The sequence below is a fragment of the Streptomyces sp. V4I8 genome (assembly GCF_041261225.1).
GTDB lineage: Bacteria > Actinomycetota > Actinomycetes > Streptomycetales > Streptomycetaceae > Streptomyces.
The window spans coordinates 7,653,880-7,678,457 of sequence record NZ_JBGCCN010000001.1; the positions used below are offsets into that span (position 1 = coordinate 7,653,880).

The following is a 24,578-nucleotide window of genomic DNA, read 5'->3' on the forward strand; positions in this document are numbered from 1 at the left end:
AATGCACGTGAACCCCAGCTACGACTTCACCGGCCAGGTCGCCCTCGTCACCGGCGCCGGCTCCGGCATGGGCCTGGCGACCGCCCGCGCCTTCGCCGAATCCGGGGCCGCCGTCGCTCTCACCGACATCGACGAAGCCGCCCTGAACGCAGCAGTCAAGCAACTCACCGACTCCGGGCACCGAGCACTCGGCCTCACCTGAGACGTCAGCGACGAAGAACAGGTCGCCGCCGCGGTCGACCGCACCGTTCCAGACCTTCGGCCGCCTCGACATGGCCTACAACAACGCCGGCATCCAGATCCCGCCCAGCGACGCCGCCGACGAACCCGCCGAACGCTTCGACCGCGTCAACGCCATCAACCTCCGCGGCGTGTGGGCCTGCATGAAGCACGAGCTGCGGCACATGCGTGCCCAGGGCAGCGGCGCCGTCGTCAACTGCTCCTCCCTCGGCGGCTTGGTCGGCCTCCCCGGACGCGCCTCCTACCACGCCTCCAAGCACGGCGTGATCGGCCTGACCACGAGCGCGGCCCTCGAATACGCCCCACGCGGCATCCGTATCAACGCCGTCTGCCCCGGCACCATCGACACCCCGATGGTCAGCGACATGATCGCCAAGGGGGAGCTGGACCGCGCCGAGGCCGAGGCCAACCAGCCCATCAACCGCCTCGGTACGGCCGAGGAGATCGCCCAGGCCGTCCTGTGGCTGTGCAGCCCGGGAGCCGGTTTCGTCGTAGGCGTCGCCCTCCCCGTCGACGGCGGCTACGTCGCCCGATGACCGGGTGGGGGCCGCCGTCCCGCAACGGACGGCGGCCCCCCCCCGCGGCAGCATCAGGTATCAGCAGACCGCAAAGGGATCGACCCCGTCCCACGCCTCGCGCCGCGCGTCGGCGAGGCGGTCGCGCACCAGACGCGGCTCCACGTCGAACGACAGGCATGCCCGGTCGCGGGGGGTGAAGGCCGGCCAGTCCGGCAGTGCCCGGGTCGCCGGCGTTCCGTGCTGGGCGAACGCGGCGAAGGAGTCCACCATCTTCGCGGACAGGGCCCGTGCCGTCGGGAGGTCGGCCGGCGCGGCCCCGGTGAAGTCGCCCTGGCCCCACTTGCCGAAGGTGAACTGGACGTCGCTGCCGTGCGTGGGTCCGAAGGGCCCGGCCTGCGCGTAGTCGAAGGTGTACTGCCACACCCGGGCGCCCGTACTCGGCCAGCCACACCGAGGGCGTGAGACGAACCAGCCGCTGAGCACGTCGTTGAGGGTCGTGCGGCCGGGCAGGGCGGTGTCGTCGTAGACCCGAAGGGCCCTGGGTGGCGCGGCAAGGCGCTGCTCAACGGCTTCGGCGCGTCGCTCACCGGCGTCGCGACCGTCGTCACCGTGGAGAGGTTCGAGGAGGGGCGCCTGGCTGATCGTTGTCGCCCTGCCGCTGCTCGTGGTCGCCTTCGAGACCGTTCGCCGCGCTTACGGCCGGATCGGCGAGCGGCTCGGTCTCGGTCGTATTCCGGAAACGCCGCACCGCGAGCGCTCGCTGGTGATCGTGCCCGTCTCGTCCCCCCGAGACGGAGCCGGAGCCGGAGCGGCTGTGGCGGCGGCCGCTCCGGAACAGCGTGGCGCGGTCGTCGCGCATGCCGTGCGGCGGGAGACGGACGCGGTGATCTGCCGGCTCCGCTTCCGGCTGCTGTGAGCCGGGCCACCTGCCGGCACGCCGGTCAGGAACAGGGCCGTAAGGGTTCCGTCAAAGCCGTGGGCGCCGCCGTAAGAGAGCCGTCAACGGACGACCTGATCCGGCCAGAGAGGCGCTTTCCTCTAATCGTCCGTTCAACCCGAACCTCACTCCAGGAGTTCGCGATGGCCGATCTGGCCTTCGTCCTCACCACGATCGCGGGTTTCGCGCTGGTGGCTCTCGTCGCCAAGGGGGTGACGAAGCTGTGACCGTCGAGAACGTCGTCGGCCTGGTCGTGGCCGTCGCCCTGCTGGGCTATCTCGTCCTCGCCCTGATCTTCCCGGAGAGGTTCTGAGACACAGATGGGTCCTGTCCTCGCGGGTGTGCTCCAGCTGCTCGCCCTCATAGGCGCGCTGGCGCTCGCCTACATCCCCCTGGGCACCTACATGGCCAGGGTCTACTCCTCCGACAAGCACCTGCGCGTCGAGAAGTGGATCTACAAGGGCATCGGTGCCGACCCCGACACCGAGATGACCTGGCCCGCGTACCTGCGCGGGATCCTCGCCTTCTCGGCCGTCGGCGTCGTCTTCCTCTACCTGCTCCAGCGGATCCAGGGCGTTCTGCCCGGCTCGCTCGGCTTCGACTCGGTCAACCCGGCGCAGTCGTTCAACACGGCCGTGTCCTTCGTGACCAACACCAACTGGCAGTCGTACTACGGCGAGCAGACCATGGGTCACGTCGTGCAGACCGCCGGTCTGGCCGTGCAGAACTTCGTCTCCGCGGCCGTCGGTATCGCTGTCGCGGTCGCCCTCGTGCGCGGGTTCGCGCGGTCCCGCACCGGTGAACTCGGCAACATCTGGGCCGACTTGGTGCGCGGTGTCGTACGCGTCCTGGTGCCGATGGCCTTTGTCGCCGCGATCGTGCTCGTGGCGTGCGGCGCGATCCAGAACTTCTCCGGCATCCATGAGGTCGGGCAGTTCATGGGGGGTTCGCAGCAGTGGAACGGCGGGGCGGTCGCCTCCACCGAGGCCATCAAGGAGATCGGCACCAACGGCGGAGGCATCTTCAACGCCAACAGTGCCCACCCGTTCGAGAACCCCACCCCGCTCTCGAACCTCTTCGAGATCTTCCTGATCCTCGTCATCCCGTTCTCGCTGACCCGCACCTTCGGCCTCATGGTCGGCTCGGTCAAGCAGGGCTACGCGATCCTCGCCACCATGGCCACCCTCTGGATCGGCTTCACGGCCCTGATGATGTGGACCGAGTTCGCCCACCACGGCCCGGCGTTCGACATCGCCGGCGGCGCGTACGAGGGCAAGGAGGTCCGGTTCGGCGTCGGCGGCTCGTCGATCTTCGCGACGGCGACCACACTCACCTCGACCGGCGCGGTCAACTCCTTCCACTCCTCCTTCACCGGCCTCGGCGGCGGCATCACCATGCTCGGCATGATGCTGGGCGAGATCGCGCCCGGCGGTACCGGATCCGGCCTCTACGGCATGCTGATCATGGCGATCATCGCGGTGTTCATCGCCGGGCTGATGGTGGGCCGCACGCCCGAGTACCTGGGCAAGAAGATCGGCACCCGCGAGATCAAGCGGGCCGCCTGCTACCTCCTCATCACCCCGGCCCTGGTCCTCGTCTTCACGGCCGTGTCCATGGCACTGCCGACGCCGCCGAACTCCATGCTGAACTCCGGAGCTCACGGCTTCTCCGAGGTGCTGTACGCCTTCACCTCCGCCGCGAACAACAACGGCTCGGCCTTCGGAGGGCTGAACGCGAACACCGACTGGTACAACACCATGACCGGACTCGCGATGCTGTTCGGCCGCTTCCTGCCGATGGTGTTCGTCCTCGCCCTGGCCGGCTCGCTCGCCGAGCAGAAGCCGGTGCCGGAGACGGCGGGCACCCTGCGCACCGAGAAGCCGCTGTTCACCGGCCTGTTGGTGGGCGCGATCCTGATCATCACCGGTCTCACCTACTTCCCGGCCCTCGCGCTGGGTCCGCTCGCCGAGGGGCTGGCGTGATGACCACCCGTACACAGAAGCCAGAGGACGCGATGTCCACAGCCACTCCCACCCGGGCACCGCACCAGGACGTGCCGACCGGGCACAAGGAGGGCCGGGTAGGTGCCGGCCTGTTCGACCCCGAGCAGCTGCTGAAGTCGCTTCCCGACGCCTTCCGCAAGCTCGATCCGCGGGTGCTGGTCAAGTCGCCCGTGATGTTCGTGGTGTGGATCGGGTCGGTGCTGACCACGGTCTTCTCCTTCAAGGAGCCGGGCGACTGGTTCGGCTGGACCATCAGCGTCTGGCTGTGGCTGACCGTGATCTTCGCCAACCTCGCGGAGGCCGTCGCCGAGGGCCGCGGCAAGGCCCAGGCCGACACGCTGCGCAAGGCAAAGACCGACACGGTGGCGCGCCGGCTCAGCGGTGCTGTCGAAGAGCGCGTGCCGGGCACCGAGTTGAAGATCGGCGACCTGGTCGTCTGCGAGGCCGGCGACATCATCCCCGGCGACGGTGACGTCGTCGAGGGCGTCGCGTCCGTCGACGAGTCGGCGATCACGGGTGAGTCGGCGCCCGTCATCCGCGAGTCCGGTGGTGACCGTTCGGCCGTCACCGGCGGTACGAAGGTGCTGTCCGACCGCATCGTCATCAAGATCACGACGAAACCGGGCGAGACCTTCATCGACCGGATGATCAACCTGGTCGAGGGTGCGGCCCGGCAGAAGACGCCGAACGAGATCGCGCTGAACATCCTGCTGGCGTCCCTCACCATCGTCTTCCTCCTCGCGGTGGCGACCCTGCCGCCGTTCGCGAACTACGCGGGCACGCACCTGACGTTGGTCGTGCTCGTGGCGCTGCTGGTCTGTCTGATCCCGACCACGATCGGTGCTCTGCTGTCCGCGATCGGCATCGCGGGCATGGACCGTCTCGTGCAGCGCAACGTCCTGGCGATGTCGGGCCGCGCGGTCGAGGCCGCCGGTGACGTCTCCACGCTGCTGCTCGACAAGACCGGCACCATCACGCTGGGCAACCGCCAGGCGTCGGAGTTCGTGCCCGTGAGCGGCACCACCGAGGCCGAGGTCGCGGACGCCGCCCAGCTGTCGTCGCTGGCCGACGAGACGCCCGAGGGGCGCTCCATCGTCGTACTGGCGAAAGAGAAGTACGGGCTGCGCGAGCGGCACCAGGGCGAGTTGGCCGGCGCCGAGTGGATCGCGTTCACCGCCCAGACCCGGATGTCCGGCGTGGACGTCGACGGGCGCAAGATCCGCAAGGGCGCGGCCGGTTCGGTCATCGCCTGGGTCCAGGAGCAGGGCGGCACGGTCGCCGAGGACGCGGACACCGTCGCCAACCGGATCTCCGAGGCGGGCGGCACGCCGCTGCTCGTCGCGGTGGAGGACGCGGACGGTGCCCGGATCCTGGGCGTCATCCACCTCAAGGACGTCGTCAAGGACGGCATGCGCGAGCGGTTCGAGGAACTGCGCCGCATGGGCATCAAGACCGTCATGATCACGGGTGACAACCCGCTGACCGCCAAGGCGATCGCCGAGGAGGCGGGCGTCGACGACTTCCTCGCGGAGGCGACTCCCGAGGACAAGATGGCGCTGATCAAGCGGGAGCAGGCCGGCGGCAAGCTGGTCGCGATGACCGGTGACGGCACCAACGACGCGCCCGCCCTCGCGCAGGCGGACGTCGGCGTGGCCATGAACACCGGTACGTCGGCCGCCAAGGAGGCCGGCAACATGGTCGACCTCGACTCCAACCCGACCAAGCTCATCGAGATCGTCGAGATCGGCAAGCAACTCCTCATCACCCGGGGCGCGTTGACGACCTTCTCCATCGCCAACGACGTCGCGAAGTACTTCGCGATCATCCCGGCGCTGTTCGCGGCCGTCTACCCGGGCCTGGACAAGCTCAACATCATGGGCCTGAGCTCGCCGGACTCCGCGATCCTGTCGGCCGTCATCTTCAACGCGCTGATCATCATCGCGCTGGTGCCGCTGTCCCTGAAGGGCGTGCAGTACCGGCCGGTCAGCGCCGACAAGATGCTGCGCCGCAACCTGACCATCTACGGGATCGGCGGGCTGATCGCGCCCTTCATCGGCATCAAGATCATCGACCTGCTCATCTCCCTCATCCCCGGGCTGTAATTTCTTGAAAGCGTGCTGATCGCCATGAACAACTCCGTCACGAACACAGCCCGGTTGCTCGGGGCGGGCCTGCGTGCCCTCCTCGTGCTGACCCTGGTCACCGGCGTGATCTACCCCCTGGTGGTCACGGGTGTGGCCCAGGCGCTCCTCGACAACAAGGCGAACGGCTCGGAGATCAAGGCGGACGGCAAGGTCGTCGGCTCCTCCCTGATCGGGCAACAGGGCTACAGCCTGGACCACTTCCAGCCCCGGCCGGCCGGCGGCCTCGGCGAGAACTCGCTCAACACGCAGTACAAGCTGATCCTGTCCGGCGCCACCAACCTCTCCGCCGACAACCCCGACCTCGTCAAGGCGGTCAAGGAGGCCAAGGCCAAGGTCGTCAAGGACAACTCGGTGCCCGGCTACACCGTCAAGCCCTCCCAGGTCCCCGCGGACGCGGTCACCTCCTCCGGCTCCGGCCTGGACCCGGACATCTCCCCGGCCTACGCGAACCTCCAGGTCCACCGGGTCGCCGAGAAGAACGGCCTGACCGTCGCCCAGGTGCAGCAGCTCGTCGACGAGCAGACCAAGGGGCGCACCCTCGGCTTCATCGGAGAGCCCCGGGTGAACGTCCTGGAACTCAACATCGCGCTCAAGGCACTTGTGGCCAAGGACTGATGGAGTTACCCGACCCGAGCGGGAGTCGGCGGCCGGTGACAGCACCGTTGCGGCCGACTCCCGCCGCCGCGTACGACAGGAGAGGCACACACCCATGACCCGGGTGCTCGTGGTGGAGGACGACCCGCAGCTCGTACGGGCCCTCGTCATCAACTTGCAGGCACGTCAGTACGGAGTGGACGCGGCGCCCGACGGGGCAACCGCCCTCCGGCTGGCGGCCGCGCGTCAGCCCGACGTGGTCCTGCTCGACCTCGGCCTGCCCGACATGGACGGCGTCGACATCATCAAGGGCCTGCGCGGCTGGAGCCGTATGCCGATCCTGGTCCTGTCCGCCCGGCAGGGCTCCGACGAGAAGGTGGCCGCACTCGACGCCGGCGCCGACGACTACATCACCAAGCCGTTCAGCATGAACGAGTTGCTGGCCCGGCTACGGGCCGCGGTCCGCCGTACCGAGGACGCGACGCTCGTCCCCGCGACGACGCTCGTCGAGACGGCGGACTTCAGCATCGACCTGCTCGCCAAGAGGGTCGTCCGCGGCGGGCGGGACGTGCGGCTGACGCCGACCGAGTGGCACGTGCTGGAGATCCTGGTGGTCAACCCGGGCCGGCTGATCACGCAGAAGCACCTCCTCCAGGAGGTCTGGGGCGTCTCGCAGAGCAGCAAGACCAACTACCTGCGGGTGTACATGGCCCAGCTGCGCCGCAAACTGGAGACGGACCCCTCCCACCCCCGCCATCTGATCACCGAGCCCGGCATGGGCTACCGCTTCGAGGGATGACATGGCGCGCGGCAAGCTTCGGATCTACCTCGGCGCGGCACCCGGCGTGGGCAAGACCTACGCCATGCTCTCCGAGGCCCACCGGCGTGCCGAGCGGGGCACCGACTGCGTGGTCGCCTTCGTGGAGCACCATCACCGGCCGCGCACCGAGGTGATGCTGCACGGTCTGCACCAGATCCCGCGCAGGGAACTGGAGTACCGGGACAGCGTGTTCACCGAGATGGACGTGGACGCCGTCCTGGCTCGCCGGCCCCGGGTCGCCCTGGTCGACGAACTGGCCCACACCAACGTTCCCGGTTCCCGCAACACCAAGCGCTGGCAGGACGTCGAGGAACTGCTCGCCGCCGGCATCGACGTCATCTCCACCGTCAACATCCAGCATCTGGAGTCCCTCGGTGACGTCGTCGAGGCGATCACGGGTGTGCGCCAGCGGGAGACCGTACCCGACGAGGTCGTGCGCCGGGCCGACCAGATCGAACTGGTCGACATGTCGCCGCAGGCGCTGCGGCGGCGGATGGCGCACGGCAACATCTACAAGTCGGACAAGGTCGACGCGGCCCTCTCCAACTACTTCCGCCCGGGCAACCTGACCGCGCTGCGCGAACTGGCGCTGCTGTGGGTGGCCGACCGGGTCGACGCGTATCTCACCGAGTACCGCAGCGAGCACCAGGTCTCCACCATCTGGGGGTCACGCGAGCGGATCGTCGTCGGCCTGACCGGCGGCCCCGAGGGGCGCACCCTGATACGGCGGGCCGCGCGGCTCGCCGAGAAGGGCGCCGGCGGCGAGGTCCTGGCTGTCTACATCTCCCGCAGCGACGGCCTCACCACCGCCTCCCCGAAGGAACTGGCCGACCAGCGCACGCTGGTCGAGGACCTCGGCGGCACCTTCCACCAGGTGGTCGGGGAGGACATACCGGTGGCCCTGCTGGACTTCGCGCGCGGGGTGAACGCCACCCAGATCGTGCTGGGCGTCTCGCGCCGCAGGAGCTGGCAGTACGCCTTCGGGCCGGGCGTCGGCGCGACGGTGGCCCGGGACTCCGGTCCGGACCTGGACGTCCACCTGATCACCCACGACGAGGCGGGCAAGGGCCGCGGACTGCCGGCGGCGCGCGGGGCACGCCTGGGACGCTCCCGGGTCATATGGGGCTGGCTCGTCGGCGTGCTGGGACCCGTCCTGTTCACCTGGCTCCTCACCGGCGCCACCCTGGACGTCGGCCTCGCCAACGACATGCTGCTGTTCCTGACCCTGACGGTGGCGGCGGCCCTGCTCGGCGGGCTCTTCCCGGCGCTGGCGTCCGCGGTGGTGGGCTCCCTTCTGCTCAACTGGTTCTTCACCCCGCCCGTCCACACCCTGACGATCGCGGACCCGAAGAACATCGTCGCCATCGCGATCTTTGTGGGGGTCGCCGTGTCCGTGGCCTCGGTGGTGGACCTCGCGGCCCGCCGCACCCACCAGGCGGCCAGGCTGCGTGCCGAGTCGGAGATCCTGTCCCTCCTCGCGGGCAACGTGCTGCGCGGCGAGACCTCGCTGGAGGAACTGCTGGAAAGGGTCCGCGAGACCTTCGCCGTGGAATCGGTGGCCCTGCTGGAGCGGACCGACGAGACAACCCCCTGGACCTGCGCGGGGAGTGTGGGACCCGGGCCCGTCGAGAATCCGGAGGACGCGGACGTCGACGTACCGGTCGGTGACCACATGGCCCTGTCCCTGCGCGGCCGGGTGCTGCCGGCCGCCGACCGCCGGGTGCTGGCCGCGTTCGCCGCGCAGGCCGCGGTCGTCCTGGACCGCCGGCGCCTGCGGCGGGAGGCCGACCGCGCCAAGGAGTTGGCCGAGGGCAACCGCATCCGGACCGCGCTGCTCGCCGCCGTCAGCCACGACCTGCGCACTCCGCTCGCCGGCATCAAGGCCGCCGTGTCCTCACTGCGCTCCGACGACGTCGCCTGGTCCGAGGAGGACGAGGCGGAGTTGCTGGAGGCCATCGAGGAGGGCGCCGACCGGCTCGACCTGCTGGTCGGCAACCTGCTCGACATGTCCCGCCTCCAGACCGGCACGGTCACCCCGATCATCCGCGAGACCGGCCTCGACGAGGTGGTGCCCATGGCGCTCGGCGGGGTGCCCGAGGACAGCGTGGACCTGGACATCCCCGAGACCCTGCCGATGGTCCATGTCGACCGGGGACTGCTGGAGCGGGCCGTCGCCAACGTCGTCGAGAACGCCGTCAAGTACAGCCCGCCCGGCGAGCGGGTCCTGGTGTCGGCGAGCGCCATCGCCGACCGGGCCGAGGTACGGGTCGTCGACCGCGGACCCGGCGTACCGGACGAGGCCAAGGACCGCATCTTCGAACCCTTCCAGCGCTACGGCGACTCGCCCCGCGGTGCCGGAGTCGGCCTGGGCCTCGCGGTCGCGCGAGGCTTCGCCGAAGCCGTCGGCGGCACGCTCCACGCGGAGGACACCCCCGGCGGCGGTCTCACCATGGTGCTCACGGTACGGACGGCACCCGAGCGCCAATCGCAGGAGCCGGACCCGCCGGCGGCGGCCACGTCCTGAAGGCCGGCCCTCAGAGCTTCAGGCGTCGGGCGGCACGGTGTCGAACTCCCGCTCAAGGCGCCCGGTGTCCAGCCGCAGCCGCACCCGTGGCCGGCGCCTACCACCCGTCCATGGCCTCCGGCTACAACCTGGTCGGCCGCCCACCCGTGGCCGCCGTACGCGACGGCATCGGCCGCCTCCTGGTTCGCCGCGAGTCCCTGGCGGACATGCGTAGCCGGGACGTCGGCCTGTAGCGCCTCCACGTGTCGCAGGGGGCGGCAGCGCCCGCGGCGGCCGCCCTGATCACCATGCCCGTCACCGTCCTCCACCTGGGCTTCCGCAAGAAGCGCCGGCCCTGACATCCGCCTTACCGCCTTTTGGCACACTGTGCGGATCCAACGGTCCGGTGAAGGAGAACCCCGCATGTCGATGGTCGGCAACCTGCGCAAAGTCGCGAACCTGGCGCGGCGCACCCGCCATCGCCGCGTGGACCTCAGCCACCCGGCCCGCTCCCCGCTCGGCTCGACCGTGGTCAACTGTGTCGTCTATCACGACGGCGTCCGCCGACCCGGAGGGGACTCCGTGGCGGAAGCCGTCCGGCACGCCCGCAAGCGCAGGGGCGGCTTCGTCTGGCTGGGCCTGCACGAACCAGGCGAGGAGGAGTTCGCCGACGTCGCGGAACTCTTCGGCCTGCACCCGCTCGCCGTCGAGGACGCCGTCCACGCCCACCAGCGCCCCAAGATCGAGCAATACGGCGAGGTGCTGTTCTCCGTCTTCAAAACCGTCACCTACGTGGAACACTCCGAGCTGACGGCGAGCAGTGAGGTGGTGAACACCGGCGAGATCATGGTCTTCACCGGCCCCGACTTCGTCGTCACCGTCCGCCACGGCCGCCACGGTTCCCTCGGCCCCCTGCGCGAGGACCTCGAAGCCCACCCGGAACTGCTGGCCAAGGGTCCCTCCGCCGTCCTCCACGCCATCGCCGACCACGTCGTCGATGACTACGTCACCGTCGCCGACGCCGTCCAGAACGACATCGACCAGGTCGAGACCGACGTCTTCTCCCCGCGCAGCCCCCGGAACGCCGACGCCGGCCGCATCTACCAGCTCAAGCGTGAACTCCTGGAGCTGAAGCGGGCGGTGGTCCCGCTCGCCCGCCCCCTCGACCGGCTGGCCACCGAACCCCGCGCCTGCGTCGACAAGGAGATACAGACGTACTTCCGGGATGTCGCCGACCACCTCACCCGCGTCACCGAGCAGATCAACGCCTTCGACGCCCTGCTCGACTCCATCCTCCAGGCCCACCTCGCGCAGGTCACCGTCGCCCAGAACGAGGACATGCGCAAGATCACCGCCTGGGCCGCGATCATCGCCGTACCCACCATGGTGTGCGGTGTCTACGGCATGAACTTCGACCACATGCCCGAACTCCGCTGGACCTTCGGCTACCCCCTCGTGCTCAGCGTCATCGCCACCGCCTGCGTCCTCCTGCACCGCAATTTCAAGCGAAAGGGCTGGCTGTAAGAGCAGGTTGGGGGGCGGGGCGGCCGCCGACTCGAGTGCGCCGATGACGCTCGGCTGGGCTGGGAGGGGGACCTGCGACGAGATGTTCAGGGGCAGCAGGCGCAGCCGGGCCGGCACGTCCCGGCCTGCTGCGCGCAGTTGACGGGACCGGCGGACGAGACCGACCCGGCGTCGAGGAAGACGAAGAAGATTTCCGAGGCGGGCCCGCGCGTCGTCGGCGGGTTCGTACCTGCCACACCGCGAAGGGGGCCTTGGTCCCGCCCGGCCGACCGGGCGGGACCAAGGCCCCTGCAGCGTACGTCCCCTATCCAGGGAGGGTTGGGGCTACTTGAGGTAGACGAGGCCGTCGGTGGTGATGGTGGGGCGGCCGCTGGTGGCGACCACGACGATCTTGACGGTGTGCTTGGCGCTGCTGGACCAGGTCTTCGTCCAGATCGCCTGCCGGTAGAGCGTGGTGGCGGACTTCAGGTCGACCGTGCTGACCTTGACGCCGTCGACGTAGACGTACGCCTGACCCGAGCTGGAGGCCCGGGAGACCACCCAGGAGGCGGAGCGTCCGGTGAAGGTCCAGCTGAGGCTGGCGCCCTTGGTGCCGCTGGAGTACGACTTGCCGCCCAGGTAGCTGGTGGAGGAACGGGTCGTCCAGCTGCCGGACTTCACCGCCGAGGTCTCCTGCAGGATCACCGGTGTGTAGGAGGCGGACGCGGTGCGGTAGTTGCCGGCGTAGTCGTAGGCCCGCATCGACCAGGTGGCGGCCGTGCCGGAGTTGGCGGTGCGGTTGGAGGCGGTGGTGGCCGGGCCGAAGGTGGCGGCCGTCGGGGAGACCAGCTTCACCTCGCGCAGCGCCTTGTCGTCGGCGGCCTTCCAGCCGAGGGTGACCGGGACGGCGGTGGTGTTGACCGTGCCGGTGCGCAGGGAGAGCTTCGGCGTGGTGGTGAAGGTCGGTGCGGTCGTCTCCGCGACGACGTTCAGCGCGGCGGTCGTCACGGTCTTGCCGGACTGGTGCACCGCCCGCACCGCGACCGTGTGGCTGCCCAGGGCCAGGGTGGTGTTGGCGGAGGTGGCCGTGCCGGAGGCGGTGGTGACGGTCTTGCCGTCGACCAGCAGCTGGAAACTCTTGATGAGCGAGGACGGTGTGGTGGCCGTCCACTTCACGCTGATGGCGCCCTGGGTGTAGTACGTCGAGCCGGACAGTCCCGCCCCGCCGAGCGAGGTGACCTTCAGGCCCTGCACCGGGCCGGCGGCCCAGGCGCGGATGGTCGGCAGCTGGGCGTAGAGGGAGTTGCCGGGGCACTGGGTGTTGTAGCCGTCACGGTGGGCGGATATCCGGTTGAAGGTGTACTTGGTGCCCGCGGTGAAGCTGGTGCCGAAGTAGTTCTTCTGGCTCGCGCCGGCATTGAGCTGCACGGTTCCGGCCGGGTCGGCGCCGTACTGGCCGAGCTTCCAGGCGGCGACGCGGGCGACGGAGGCCAGCGCGGCGTTGGAGGCGCTGGTGGAGGTGTACTCACCGAGCACCGCGATGCCCGCGGACTCCCGGTTCCAGCCGTAGGTGTGCGCGCCGAGCACCGGCAGGTCGATGCCGCCCTTGCGGCCCTCGAAGACGGTGCCGCACTTGTCGACGAGGAAGTTGTAGCCGATGTCGTTCCAGCCGTTGACCTGGGTGTGGTACGCGTAGATGCCCCGTACGACCGAGGCGGAGTCGGCGCAGGAGTAGTCGTTGGCCCCGTCGGTGTGGTGGACGAAGACGGCCTTCACGTCGGCGTTGTACTCGGACGGGTCGGGGCTGAGCGACTCGTCGGCGCCCCAGCCGGCGCGCGAGGTGATCGGCGGCTCGGGCACGGTGGACGGCGGCGCGGAGGGCGTCGTGGCCGACGGGCTCGGCGAGGTCGAGGGGGACGCGGACGCCGATCCGGTGGGCGTCGCCGTGGCCGTTGTGCTGGTCGGTGCCGGAGCCGTGGGGTCGGTCGGCGCCGGGGACGTGGTGGTCTGACCGTCCGTCGGTGTCGCGGTCGTACCGTCCGTGGGTGTCGTGGAGTCGGTGGGTGTGGCCGCCGGGCTGGTCTCCTCGGCGGCGAACGCCGCCGGCTCGGTCGCCTTGGCCTCGGCGTCGGTCACCACGCCGGGGTCGACCAGGTTGGCCTCCAGCCCCTTGGGCAGCGCGCCGGTGGTGCCGTCCTCGTGGACGACCTGGACCTGGACGCCGTCGGAGGGACCGACCCACAGCGGCTCGGACGCGCCGCGCATCCCGGCCTCGGGGTCTTCCGGCGGGTCGATGTTCACTTCCAGGTCCTGCCAGGCGCTCCACGCGCCGCTCTCCAGGTCGCGGGTGCGCACCTGCGCCGTGCCGTCGAGCCGCTTGACGGCTCCCGTCCAGGACACGCCGACCAGCGAGAACTGCTCGGTGTCCGTGCGCGGCAGCTCCCGCTTGCCGCCCGTGGCCCCCTTCAGCGCGAGGTCGTAGACCTTCACGGGCCGCTTCGCCCTGCCCGCCGCACCGGGGTCGCCGGACGGGCTGGCGACCGCGTAGGTCACCACGCCTGCACCCCCCAGGACAACGGCACCGAGCGTCAGCCACGCCCGGCGCTTCAAGCTCAACGGTCTGTACGCATGCGTCGTACGACGACTCACGGCGAATCCACCCCAGTAGAAGGCCCCACAGGGCCACGAAGAAAGTCACCTGAGGCACACCCGACACACAGGTGGCCCGCCCTACCAGCGGGCAGTGACCGGGAAACATCACTCAGTTCGAGATCTTGGTGACGTAGATCACCCCGCCACACAGGGGCGGAAGCGGCCGGCTACGGTCACCGACCCTCAGCCGATGGCGATCCGGGGGTGGGCGGAGGGGGTGATCCAGCTCATGACGCGGTCCATGGTCGCCCGGGGTACGGAGACGCAGCCCGCCGTGGCGCCGTTGCCGTTGACGTGGAGGAAGAAGCCGGCGCCGCGACCGGGGGTGGCGGGCCAGCGGTTGAAGTTGATCACGAGGGCCTTGGCGTACTGGGTGGGGTAGTTGATGAGGTGCTCGCTGCCGCGGTCGCCGGACTCGGTGAGCGGGAAGTCCGCGCCGGCCTCGCCGTGCAGGGAGTTGTAGAACTTCGACTCGGGATCCTCCACCCACCAGTCGTCGTCGGTGACCACGTGATACGGCATCGCGGTGCCGCCCGCCACGTGACCGAACCCCTCGGTGATGCTGTAGGTGCCGGTGGGGGTGGTGTACGTGCCCTGCCGGCGGGTGGCCCCGTCGGTCACGCCGTTGGAGCCGACCCGGCCCGCACCGGTGCTGAACTGTGCCTTCCAGCCGGCCGATCCCTTGGCCCAGGCGGTGACGGTGGCGTAGGAGCCGTCGGCCTTGACGGTGATGAGCTGGGTGGCGTCGCCGACTTCTACGGCTACGGGGAAATCGGGCGCGGAAGGGGCCTGGGCTGCGGATCCCGCATCGCCGGAGTCCGAACCCGATCCCGTGCGGTCGGCGGACTGTCCGGTCCCCTTCGCGGCGCCGGCCGATGTGGTGGCGGATGCCGAGGGCGAGGTGGATGCGTCGCCGGAGGTGGAGGGGCTGGCGGAGGGGGAGCCGGAGGTGCTGGGTGACGCGCTGGCGGAGGCGTCGGCAGCGGGGTCCTGCGGTGACTGAGGCACCTCGACCGAGTCGGAGGCCGCGGTCTGCTGGGCGTCCTGCCCGCCGCAGGCGGACATCACCGTGAGGGTGCTGAGAACTGCGGCGGTGATCAGAGCCTTCCGGGGAAGGGCGTACACGGGAACTCCTTGGGTGAGGGGAAGGGCGAGCTCAGCTCGCGGTCGCTGCTGTGGTGGGCAGGGCGCCGGTGCAGGTGGCGCGGCCGAACGTGCCGCTGGCGGTGGCGCTTTGCACGTGTCGGCCGCGAATCGCGAGCGTGCAGCGGGCCTGCCCGCCGTTTTCGCCGAGGGTGATGCTGACGGTCGGGTCCTGGCCGAGGGGGACGTCGACGGTCTTGCGCCAGGGCAGGGCGGCGGCTTTGACGACGGTGGCCTTTCCGGCCTCGCTGCGGGCCTGGAAGGTGATGTCCGCGGTGCCTTGGCCGGACACCTCGTAGGTGACCGAGGCGGTGGGGGTACTGCGCTCCGGCTTACTGTCGCTCCCGCCGGTGTCCGCGACGCCGTACACCACGAGTCCGGCGCAGGCGGCCAGCGCCGCGCCCGCCGCGATCAGACCCGACCGGTCCGCGCGCCGGAAAAGTGACGGCGTCGCGGATTCCCGTTTTTCGTCGGCCATGAATTATCCCCCTCGAAATGGGACTGCTCGAAGTTGAACCGGGCGGGTTATACCCGATGCTGTTCGCCGACAGCAAGTGAAGGGAGAAATCGGGCACTTGACGACCTGTTCAGCGCCGATCGTCCGCAATGTCCGCACGCTTGACATGGCGTCAGCGGAATGATTAGAAATCCGGCGCCCCTGCCTATGGGCTCGTTTCTCATGGGCGGGGGCAATTCCGGCGGCATGTTTATGCCGTGACGCGCGAGGAAAGGTTTGGCGTGAAACCCAGACTGGGCAGGCTGATAGCGTGCCTGGTGGTAGCCGCGGTGACGAGCACCGCGTTGCCCCAGGTGGCGTATGCGGCACCCGCTGATGACGGGGATGACAAGGGGATTGTCGACACCGTCAAGAGCTGGTTCGCGGATGACGACGACGATAGCGGGGAATTGGCAAAGCCGCCGTCGCATGACGAGTTGGAAATGGCCGATCGGCAGAAGCTGCCGAAGGGCAAAGCTGCTCCGAAGGCGAAGCGGGTCAAGGAGCTGAAGGGCCGGCGGACGGCGAGTTCTCGTTTCTGGCAGCTGTCGGACGGCCGGGTGGAGGCGGAGCTGTCGGCGGTGCCGACGTCGTACCGTTCCGGCACGGGCAAGAAGGCATCCTGGAAATCCATCGACACCGCCGTGCGCGGTACGAAGGCCAAGGGTTTCGCGTTCGCCAACACCACGAACAACGGACGTACCTGGTTCGGTGACGACGCCGACCGGCTGGTGCGTTTCGCCTCGCCGAGCGGCCGTTCGGTCACCCTCGGCCTCGACGGCGTGAAGGACGAGGGCCTCGAGCCGACGGCCAAGGGCTCCACGGTCACGTACAAGGACGCGACACAGGGCGCGGTCCTTCAGTACGTGGTGGGTCCGGGCCGGGTGAAGGAGAACATCACCCTGGCCGAACGTCCCGACGGGCCAGTGAGGTTCACCTTCACGCTCGACACCGACGGGTTGATACCGAAGGCGCGCAAGGACGGCTCGATCGCCCTGTACGGCGAGTTGCCGCACACGCCGGAGCTGGTCATCCCCGCGCCGTACATGACGGACGCGAAGAAGGCGGAGAAGTCCGTCTTCGGCAGGACCTACAGCACCAAGGTCACCCAGAAGCTCACCAAGGACGGCGACTCCTGGAAGCTGACCGTCACGCCGGACGCGAAGTGGCTGTCAGCGAAGGAACGGCAGTACCCGGTCGTCATCGACCCGACGATCACCATCGCGCCGTCGCCGACCGACTCCCAGGACACGATGGTCCTGTCGGACCAGCCGTCGGTGAACTTCAACACCAGCTGGAAGCTGTCGGCGGGCAACACCGAGACGGGCGCCTCCCGGTCGCTGATCAAGTTCCCGCTGAGCGAGATCCCCTCGGGCACGCGGATCGACACCGCGCGCCTGGAGATGTACTTCGACCAGGCGCACACCACCAACGCCAACGACGTGACCATCGGGGCCTACCGGGCGACGGGCGCGTGGACCGAGTCGACGGCGACCTGGTCCAACACCAGTGCGCTGGTGGGTGAGCTGTCCGGCACGAGTGTGCAGGTGGACGACGGGGACGCCGGGACGACGGCGGCGGTCGGCTCGTGGAAGCCGGGGTCGCAGACGTACGGGATCGACGGCGACTACCTGTACAACAAGGACTCGATCACCACCGACACCTACACCTGGCAGCCGAGGATCCCGGAGGCCGCCTCCTACCGGGTGGACGCGCACTATGTGACCGCCACGGACCGCTCCACCGCCGCCCCGCACACGGTGACCGGACAGGCCGGCACGGCCACCTACACCGTGGACCAGACGGCCGGCTCGGGCGGGGTGTGGGCTTCCCTCAACGGAGGCTCGCAGATCGACTTCGCCAAGGGCACGGCCGGCAAGGTCGTCCTCGGCGACACGGACGCCTCGACCGCGGTGATCGCGGACGCGGTGCGCTGGGTGAACCCGGCGTCGATCGTGAAGAACACCGGTGAATACAACCAGTGGCACAGGTTCCCGGTCACGGACACGGTCCAGCAGTGGCTGGACGGCACCGCCACCAACCACGGCTTCGTACTGAAGGCGACCAACGAGTCCACCGCCCTGCCCGGCGGCCCGCGCTATGAGGCCGGCGACGGCGACTACGGCGGCGAGACCTCCACGATCCCGCGGCTGACGGTCACCTACGGCAAGGTCGGCACGGCCCTGAACTCGCCGACGGTGATCCACGGCACGGGCCCGGAGCTGTCGTGGAAGACGTACTCCAACACCACCGGTGACAGCGGTCTGGACATCGTGGAGTACCAGCTGCACCGCTCCACGCAGCAGGCGTTCACGCCCTCGGCCGCGACGCTCGTCGCGCCGGTCGACAAGGCGGCCACCAGCTACACGGACACCACCGCGACACCGACCCCGGACTCCTCGGCGAACGAGATCGGCCGCTCGTACTACTACCAGCTGGCGGTGAAGACCAAGAGCGGCGAGCTGCTCGGCTCACCGACCCGCATCGTCGGCGTACCGAAGGCGGGCCGCACGATGCGGCTGATCCAGGGCACGTCCGGGGTGACGGACACGACCCTGTCGTCCGCGCAGCCGACCACCAACCAGGACGCCATCCAGTCCTTCGGCGTCGGGCAGAAGTGGCTGAGCGTGGGCAACAACTCCGCCACCTACGGCAAGACCCGCGCGGCGATGAAGTTCACCACCTCCGACATTCCGGCCACGGCCACGGTGTTGGAGTCACGCCTGTTCATGTGGGGCGCGGAGACCACCACCGGCACGAACGGCGCCGTCTACGAACTGCACGGTCTGACCCGGGACTTCGCCGAATCCACCGCCACCTGGAACAACGCCAACTCCACCACCGCGTGGACGACGCCGGGTGGTGACTACTCGGCGACCGTGTCGGACACCGTCGCGCAGGTCTCGGAGGTGGGCCGCCACTGGTGGGACGCCACCTCGCTCACCCAGGGCTGGATCAAGACGCCGAGCAGCAACAAGGGCGCGATGGTCAGGCTGAAGGACGAATCCGCCACCGGCCCGCAGGAACGCACCCTGTTCCTGGCCTCGGAGGCACCCGACTACCAGCTCGGCCCGCTCCTGCGGGTGATCTACGTCGACTCCACGACCGAGGACACCTACTACGCGCCGCAGACGCCGGCCAGGATGACGCCGAACTCCACCTACACGGTGGACTTCACGGTCACCAACACCACGTCGAGTGCATGGGCGAGCGGTGAGCGGCAGCTGTCCTACACCTGGAAGCTGCCGGACGGTACGGACGTGACGACCGGCGGCAACCAGCTGTCGACGGCGATACCGGCGCTGTCGCCCGGCCAGTCGGCGACGATCCAGGCGCAGGTCAAGACGCCGATCAACTCCGACTCGGGCAGCAAGCGCACCGAGTACGTGCTCGGCTGGGACGTCAGGAAGGTCTCCGACGGCAGTTGGCTGTCGGCCGGGACCGGCAGCATCGCGTCGCTGAAGCAGAACGTGGCGGTGGAGGACCCCACCTCCAACACGCTCGGCCTGGAGAAGTTCTACTCCTACACCGGCAAGAACACCGGCGCCGGTTCGACGGTGATGAACAACCTGGCGTCGGGCAACAGCGTGTGGTCGTACAACGCGTTCAGCAACCCCGGCCGCGGCCTGACCACGTTCGCCCGGTTCGCGTACAACTCGCTGGACACCTCCGACACCGTGTCGGGTGCGGGCTGGTCGGCGCAGCTGGCCGGGCCCATCCGGCTGGGTGCCCCGCTGGAATTCCACCCGAAGCCGAACGCCAACGCCACGGAGATCCGTCTGCCGGACGGTGACGGCACGACGCACGTCTTCACCAAGCAGGCCGACGGCACGTGGAAGGCCCCGGCGGGTGTCCACTACCGCATCACCATGAAGGCGGGCCTGGACTGCACCCCGAACAAGGACCCGGTGCCGGACGCGTGGACACTCCTGCGCCCGGACGGCACGCGCTTCTTCTTCGGCTGCGACGGCTATCTGACGTCGACCGTGGACAAGAACGGCAACACGCAGACGTACACGTACGAGGAGCGCAAGTCCAACAACAAGCCGACCAAGTTCCTCACGTACATCACCGACCCTGCGGGCCGGCAGTCCCTGCGGGTCGAGTACTACAGGAAGGGCGACGCGTCGTACGACTACATCGACGACACGGGCGCCAAGGTCACGGGTTCGAACCTGACGAACTCGAAGATCTACGACCACGTCAAGTCGATCACGGACATCTCCGGGTCCGTCTCTGGTCTGCCGGTCCGGAAGATCTCCTTCTTCTACACGACGAAGGGACTGCTCGGCCGGTTCACCGACGGTGACGGCTCCAGCCAGCCGAAGGTGTTCAAGTTCACCTACGACGCCACTCAGGGCAACAAGAACGTCAAGCTGGTCAAGGCCACCGACCCGCGCGGCAACGGCACCGACCTGGCGTACTACGCGCCGCAGGCGGGCGACGACCCGAAGTACCACTGGTGGACCAAGACCATCAACGACCGCCTTGACGGTGACACGGGCTTCGCGTACGCGGCGAACACCACGAACACCAAGTTCACCGACACCACCGTCACCGACGCCGAAACGCACGCCACGAAGTACGTCACCGACGACTTCGGCCGCCCGGTCCAGCTGACCAACGCCAAGTCCCAGATCACCAGGACGAGCTGGGACGCCGACAACAACGTCACGTACCTGGAGGAGGACAACGGGGCGAAGACCGCGTACTGCTACGACCGGAAGACCGGCTACCCCCTCTGGCAGCGTGACGCGGAGAACAACAAGGCCGGCGTGCCGGACCAGACGACGACCTGCGTGACGGACACCTCCAAGTGGCCGGCGAACGCCGCGAAGTACGAGTACCAGACCCGCGCGGACGGCTACTCGGCGGACCTGTTCCGCAAGACGTCCCCCGAGGGCCGCGCCTGGCAGTTCGGCTACGACACCTTCGGCAACCTGAAGACGGTCACCGATCCCAAGGGTGTCGCGACGACTTCGGTGCCGGACGACTACACGGCGAAGTACGAGTACGACTCCTACGGGCAGCTGACCAAGGCCATCGACGCCAACGGCAATGCGACCACGAACAGCGACTTCGGGCCGACCGGTTACCCGGCAAGGATCACCGACGCACTGAACAGGTCCACCTCGTACGTGTACGACGCGCGCGGTCAGGTCACCGAGGTCACCGACGCGCGGGGCAAGACGACCACGCAGGACTACGACACCTTCGGGCGTCCGCTGGTCTCGACCGTGCCGAAGGACCAGGACGAGGCCGCGCTGATCACCACCCCGGCCCCGGAGTTCGACGCCAACAACAACGCCACCAAGGTCACGGCGCCCAACGGCGCAGTGTCCACGGCGGTGTACGACGCCGCGGACCAGGTCATCTCCGCGACCGCGCCGAAGGACTCGCCGACGGCTCCCGAACGCACCACGGCCTACACCTACGACAAGGTCGGCAACGTCAAGACGGTCACCGAGCCCAAGGGCACCGCGACCACCTCCGTGCCGGACGACTACCTCACCACCAGCAACTACAACGAGATCTACCAGCTGACCTCGGTGGTCAACGCCGCCGGTGACAAGGTCGTCTACCAGTACAACAACGTCGGCGACGCCGTCACGGTCATCGACCCCAAGAAGAACGCGACCGCCGACACCACGGACTACTCCACCAAGAGCGAGTACGACCTGAACCACCGCGTCGTGCGGGTCACGGACGCTACCGGGAAGTTCACGTCGAGCACGTATGACAAGGACGGCCTGGCGGTCGAGACCACGGACCAGGAGGGCAACACCACGTTCGTCACCTACGACGAGCGCGGCAAGCAGACCGAGGTGAAGGTGCCGCACGAGGGCACCACCTACCGGGTCGCCAGGACCGAGTACGACCAGGTCGGCAACGTCACGAAGACGATCACCCCGCGCGGCACCGAGACCGCGACGGCGGGCGACTTCGAGAGCCGTACCGAGTACGACCCCCTCAACCGGCCGACCAGGCAGTACCAGCCGTACGCCCCCGGCGACGCCCGCTACAACGACCCGAACGTCTACACCGAGACGGTCTACGACGAGGTCGGCCGGGTGGCGAAGACCTCGCTGCCGCCGTCCGAGGGCCAGAGCGTCCGCAACGACACCACCTACGAGTACTTCGACAACGGATGGCTGAAGTCGTCCACGGACCCCTGGGACATCACCACCACCTACGACTACAACGACGTCGGTCAGCAGACCGCCCGGACCCTGACCTCGGCCGGAGGCTCCTTCAACCGCACCATGGCCTGGAGCTACTTCCCGAACGGCCGCCTCAAGTCGAAGACGGACGACGGCGTCCCGGTCGGCACCGCGGTCCCCCTCGTCGACAACTCCGACACCCAGAACACCGGCTCGACCGGCACCTGGACCAAGGCCAGTGCCACCGGGCAGCAGGGCCACGACCACCAGGTCCACGCCGCCGGAGCCGGGACCGACGCGTTCACGTGGACGCTGAACATCCCCAGGAACGGCACCTACACCGTCTACGTCAAGTACCCGCAGGTGTCAGGAGCGGCCACGTCCGCCAAGTACACGATCACCCACGCCTCGGGAGCCACCGACAAGACGATCAGCCAGGCGACCGGAGCCGGGACCTGGATCCCGCTGGGCTCCCACACCTTCACCCAGGGCAACTCCGCCAAGCTGCAACTGTTCCAGAACAGCGGCGGTGCCGTGGTCGCCGACGGTGTGAAGCTGGTACGCGACAACTCGGGCGACACCGACAACGAGAAGCACACCTTCACCTATGCCTACGACCTCAACGGCAACCTGGCGTCGATCGACGACACCTCGTCCGGTGCCAGGATCGACGCGTACACGCTGACCTACACCGGCCTCAACCAGGTCCAGAAGGTCACTGAGGCGCTGGCCGGACAGGAGAAGAAGGCCACCACCTACTCGTACGACATCAACGGCCAACCGGAGACGATCAGCCACCCCGACCAGCACTCCAAGTTCACGTACGACCTGCGTGAGCTGGTCAAGACGGTCTCCATCGGCGACTCCGCCACGGACCCGTCCCCGAATGTCTCCTCGTACACGTACACCGACCGCGGTCTGCCGCTGCGGGAGACGAAGCCGAACGGCAACACCGTCGACCACACCTACTACCGGGACGGCACGGCGAAGACCCAGACCGAGAAGAAGCCCAACGGCACCTTGGTCTCCTCGCACACCTACGCCTACGACGCCAACGGCAACCTGGCGCAGGACGTGGCGAAGAAGATGAACGCCGACAACCACACGGCGTACCTCTCCTCGACCACCAACCTCACCTATGACCCGGCCGACCGGCTGGCGCAGGCGGTGAAGACCGGCACCGGAGCCGGCACGGAGAGCTACGTCCACGACGACAACGCCAACGTCGTCAGCCAGACGGTCAAGAACGAGTCCACCAACTTCACCTACGACCGCAACCGGCTGCAGACCTCCACCACGAACGGAGTGCCGTCCAACTTCACCTACGACCCCTTCGGACGGCAGGAGTCCGTCACCGCCGACGGGAAGATCCAGTCCCGCAACGTGTACGACGGCTTCGACCACGTCGTCGAGTCCCAGCAACGGGGCGCCGACGGCACCATGAAGTCGACGACCTACACGTTCGACCCGCTCGACCGCACCACGGCCAAGACCGCGGACGGCAAGACCACCGACTACCAGTACCTCGGCATGTCCGACGAGGTACTGAACGAAGAGGTCGCCGGGGCGCTGACCAAGTCCTACGAGTACAGCCCGTGGGGCCGGCGGCTCTCCATGGTCAAGCACAACAGCGACGGGACGAGCGAGGACGCGCACTACGGCTACAACAGCCAGAGCGACGTCGAGACCCTCACCACCGGCACCGGTGACACAAAGGCGACCTACGGCTACACCGCCTACGGCTCGGACGACACGGACGAGTTCACCGGCATCGACAAGCCGGACGCCGCCGACCCGACGAAGGAGGCATACAACCCCTACCGCTACAACGCCAAGCGGTGGGATGCCAAGTCCGGCACCTACGACATGGGCTTCCGCGACTACGACCCGGGCCTGAACCGGTTCACCTCGCGGGACATGTACAACGGCGCCCTGGCGGACATGGGCCTCGGCACCGACCCGTTCACCGGCAACCGCTACGCCTTCACCGGCGGCAACCCCACCAGCAACGTCGAACTGGACGGGCACTGGTTCGCCCTGGCCATGCCGGCGCTGTCGCTGGGCCCGGTCGGTGTCGCGGTGGTGGCAGCGGTGGTCGTCGTCGCCGCCGTGGCCTACGTCGCCACCGAGGTGGCGAACGACACCTCCGACGACACGTCCGACGAGTCGAAGGAGGAGGAAGCGCCCAAGCCGGAGCCCAAGCCGACGCCGCGAGGGCCGGCGCCGAAGGACGACACCCGGACCGGGGGCGACTGCAGCAGCGGCTCGGGCGGCTGGGTCAAGCACGGTGACCTGGACGCGAAGAACGGCAACCGCTCCACCGGCGTCACCGCCTGCCTCACCGAGTCGTACCTCGACACTCACGAGGGCAGCGACACGAATGTCAAGGTGGTCGCACCGCCCGGATATCAGTGGGCCCGTCGCACCGCCTTCCACTTCGGTCTCCCGGCCAAGACGAACATCAACGCCTGCCACCTCCTCGGTCAGCAGTTGAGCGGTTCGGGCACCCAGCTCGAAAACCTTGCGACCTGTGCCCGTGGAGCCAACGACTGGCAGACGGGCTCCCAGCAGGGGGCCAACAATATGAAGAACTACGAGAACCAGGTGCGGGCCGCGGTCGACGCCGGACAGGCCGTCTACTACCAGGTGACCCCGACGTACAGTGGGCGCCGGACCGTGTCCACCGGATTCCGGATATCCGCCTATGGGACGAATCCAGACGGATCCACAGGGATCCAGATCGACGCCTTCGTGTCCAACACATTGTTGAACCGCCGGAACCTGGGCATGTTCAACGACCAGAACACCGGGCGGCAGGTTCCCACCGGAGGTACGCCATGACCGGATCGGGTACAGCAGCAGAA

The 24,578-nt window shown here is 68.7% G+C and carries 13 protein-coding genes and 3 pseudogenes; 12 read left to right on the forward strand and 4 right to left on the reverse strand.

Features of this window, described 5'->3' with window-relative positions; translation table 11 throughout:
* Positions 1–7 precede the first annotated feature (7 nt).
* Positions 8–776 (forward strand): annotated as a pseudogene (locus ABIE67_RS34865) (SDR family NAD(P)-dependent oxidoreductase).
* Positions 777–836: 60 nt separating this feature from the next.
* Here the strand turns inward: ABIE67_RS34865 and ABIE67_RS34870 are convergent.
* The gene (locus tag ABIE67_RS34870) at positions 837–1,241 is read right to left on the reverse strand and encodes a carboxylesterase family protein (protein ID WP_370265396.1); all 405 of its coding nucleotides are present in this window, start codon (positions 1,239–1,241) and stop codon (positions 837–839) included.
* A gap of 48 nt (positions 1,242–1,289) precedes the next feature.
* Between ABIE67_RS34870 and ABIE67_RS34875 the strand changes: the two are divergent.
* The 10 genes and pseudogenes from ABIE67_RS34875 to ABIE67_RS34920 form a co-directional block, all read left to right on the forward strand.
* Positions 1,290–1,674: pseudogene (locus ABIE67_RS34875) on the forward strand (amino acid permease); the annotation flags it as partial.
* Between the two features lie 59 nt (positions 1,675–1,733).
* Complete coding sequence (locus ABIE67_RS34880) at positions 1,734–1,922, forward strand: hypothetical protein (RefSeq protein ID WP_370265397.1); 189 nt, start codon at positions 1,734–1,736, stop codon at positions 1,920–1,922.
* The gene (gene kdpF / locus ABIE67_RS34885) at positions 1,919–2,008 is read left to right on the forward strand and encodes a K(+)-transporting ATPase subunit F (protein ID WP_037770757.1); all 90 of its coding nucleotides are present in this window, start codon (positions 1,919–1,921) and stop codon (positions 2,006–2,008) included. Before ABIE67_RS34880 ends, kdpF begins: the two co-directional genes overlap by 4 nt.
* Positions 2,009–2,015: 7 nt before the next feature.
* Positions 2,016–3,677, forward strand: a complete 1,662-nt coding sequence (gene kdpA / locus ABIE67_RS34890) for a potassium-transporting ATPase subunit KdpA (protein WP_370265400.1) — start codon at positions 2,016–2,018, stop codon at positions 3,675–3,677.
* Positions 3,677–5,800, forward strand: a complete 2,124-nt coding sequence (kdpB, locus tag ABIE67_RS34895) for a potassium-transporting ATPase subunit KdpB (RefSeq protein WP_370265402.1) — start codon at positions 3,677–3,679, stop codon at positions 5,798–5,800. Before kdpA ends, kdpB begins: the two co-directional genes overlap by 1 nt.
* Positions 5,801–5,824: 24 nt before the next feature.
* Complete coding sequence (locus tag ABIE67_RS34900; RefSeq protein WP_370265404.1) at positions 5,825–6,457, forward strand: potassium-transporting ATPase subunit C; 633 nt, start codon at positions 5,825–5,827, stop codon at positions 6,455–6,457.
* A gap of 94 nt (positions 6,458–6,551) precedes the next feature.
* On the forward strand, positions 6,552–7,235 hold the full coding sequence (locus ABIE67_RS34905; protein WP_370265406.1) for a response regulator: 684 nt from the start codon (positions 6,552–6,554) through the stop codon (positions 7,233–7,235).
* A 1-nt stretch (position 7,236) separates the two neighbouring features.
* A complete protein-coding gene (locus tag ABIE67_RS34910; RefSeq protein WP_370265407.1) occupies positions 7,237–9,780 on the forward strand; it encodes a DUF4118 domain-containing protein in 2,544 nt (847 codons plus the stop codon).
* A 77-nt stretch (positions 9,781–9,857) separates the two neighbouring features.
* Positions 9,858–10,013: pseudogene (locus tag ABIE67_RS34915) on the forward strand (diaminopimelate decarboxylase); the annotation flags it as partial.
* 169 nt (positions 10,014–10,182) lie between these two features.
* A complete protein-coding gene (locus ABIE67_RS34920) occupies positions 10,183–11,283 on the forward strand; it encodes a magnesium and cobalt transport protein CorA (RefSeq protein WP_370265409.1) in 1,101 nt (366 codons plus the stop codon).
* 324 nt (positions 11,284–11,607) lie between these two features.
* On the opposite strand, the gene ABIE67_RS34925 is transcribed toward ABIE67_RS34920, so the two are convergent.
* The 3 genes from ABIE67_RS34925 to ABIE67_RS34935 all read right to left on the reverse strand — a co-directional run bounded on the left by ABIE67_RS34925 (position 11,608) and on the right by ABIE67_RS34935 (position 15,535).
* The gene (locus tag ABIE67_RS34925) at positions 11,608–13,872 is read right to left on the reverse strand and encodes an N-acetylmuramoyl-L-alanine amidase (protein WP_370265411.1); all 2,265 of its coding nucleotides are present in this window, start codon (positions 13,870–13,872) and stop codon (positions 11,608–11,610) included.
* Positions 13,873–14,097: 225 nt separating this feature from the next.
* Positions 14,098–15,039: a L,D-transpeptidase family protein gene (locus tag ABIE67_RS34930; RefSeq protein WP_370265413.1), complete on the reverse strand. Its 942-nt coding sequence runs from the start codon at positions 15,037–15,039 to the stop codon at positions 14,098–14,100.
* A gap of 31 nt (positions 15,040–15,070) precedes the next feature.
* Positions 15,071–15,535, reverse strand: coding sequence for a hypothetical protein (locus ABIE67_RS34935; protein WP_370265415.1), 465 nt, complete (start codon positions 15,533–15,535; stop codon positions 15,071–15,073).
* Positions 15,536–15,996: 461 nt separating this feature from the next.
* On the opposite strand from ABIE67_RS34935, the gene ABIE67_RS34940 reads away from it, so the two are divergent.
* Positions 15,997–24,555, forward strand: coding sequence for a DNRLRE domain-containing protein (locus ABIE67_RS34940; protein WP_370265416.1), 8,559 nt, complete (start codon positions 15,997–15,999; stop codon positions 24,553–24,555).
* Positions 24,556–24,578 lie beyond the last annotated feature (23 nt).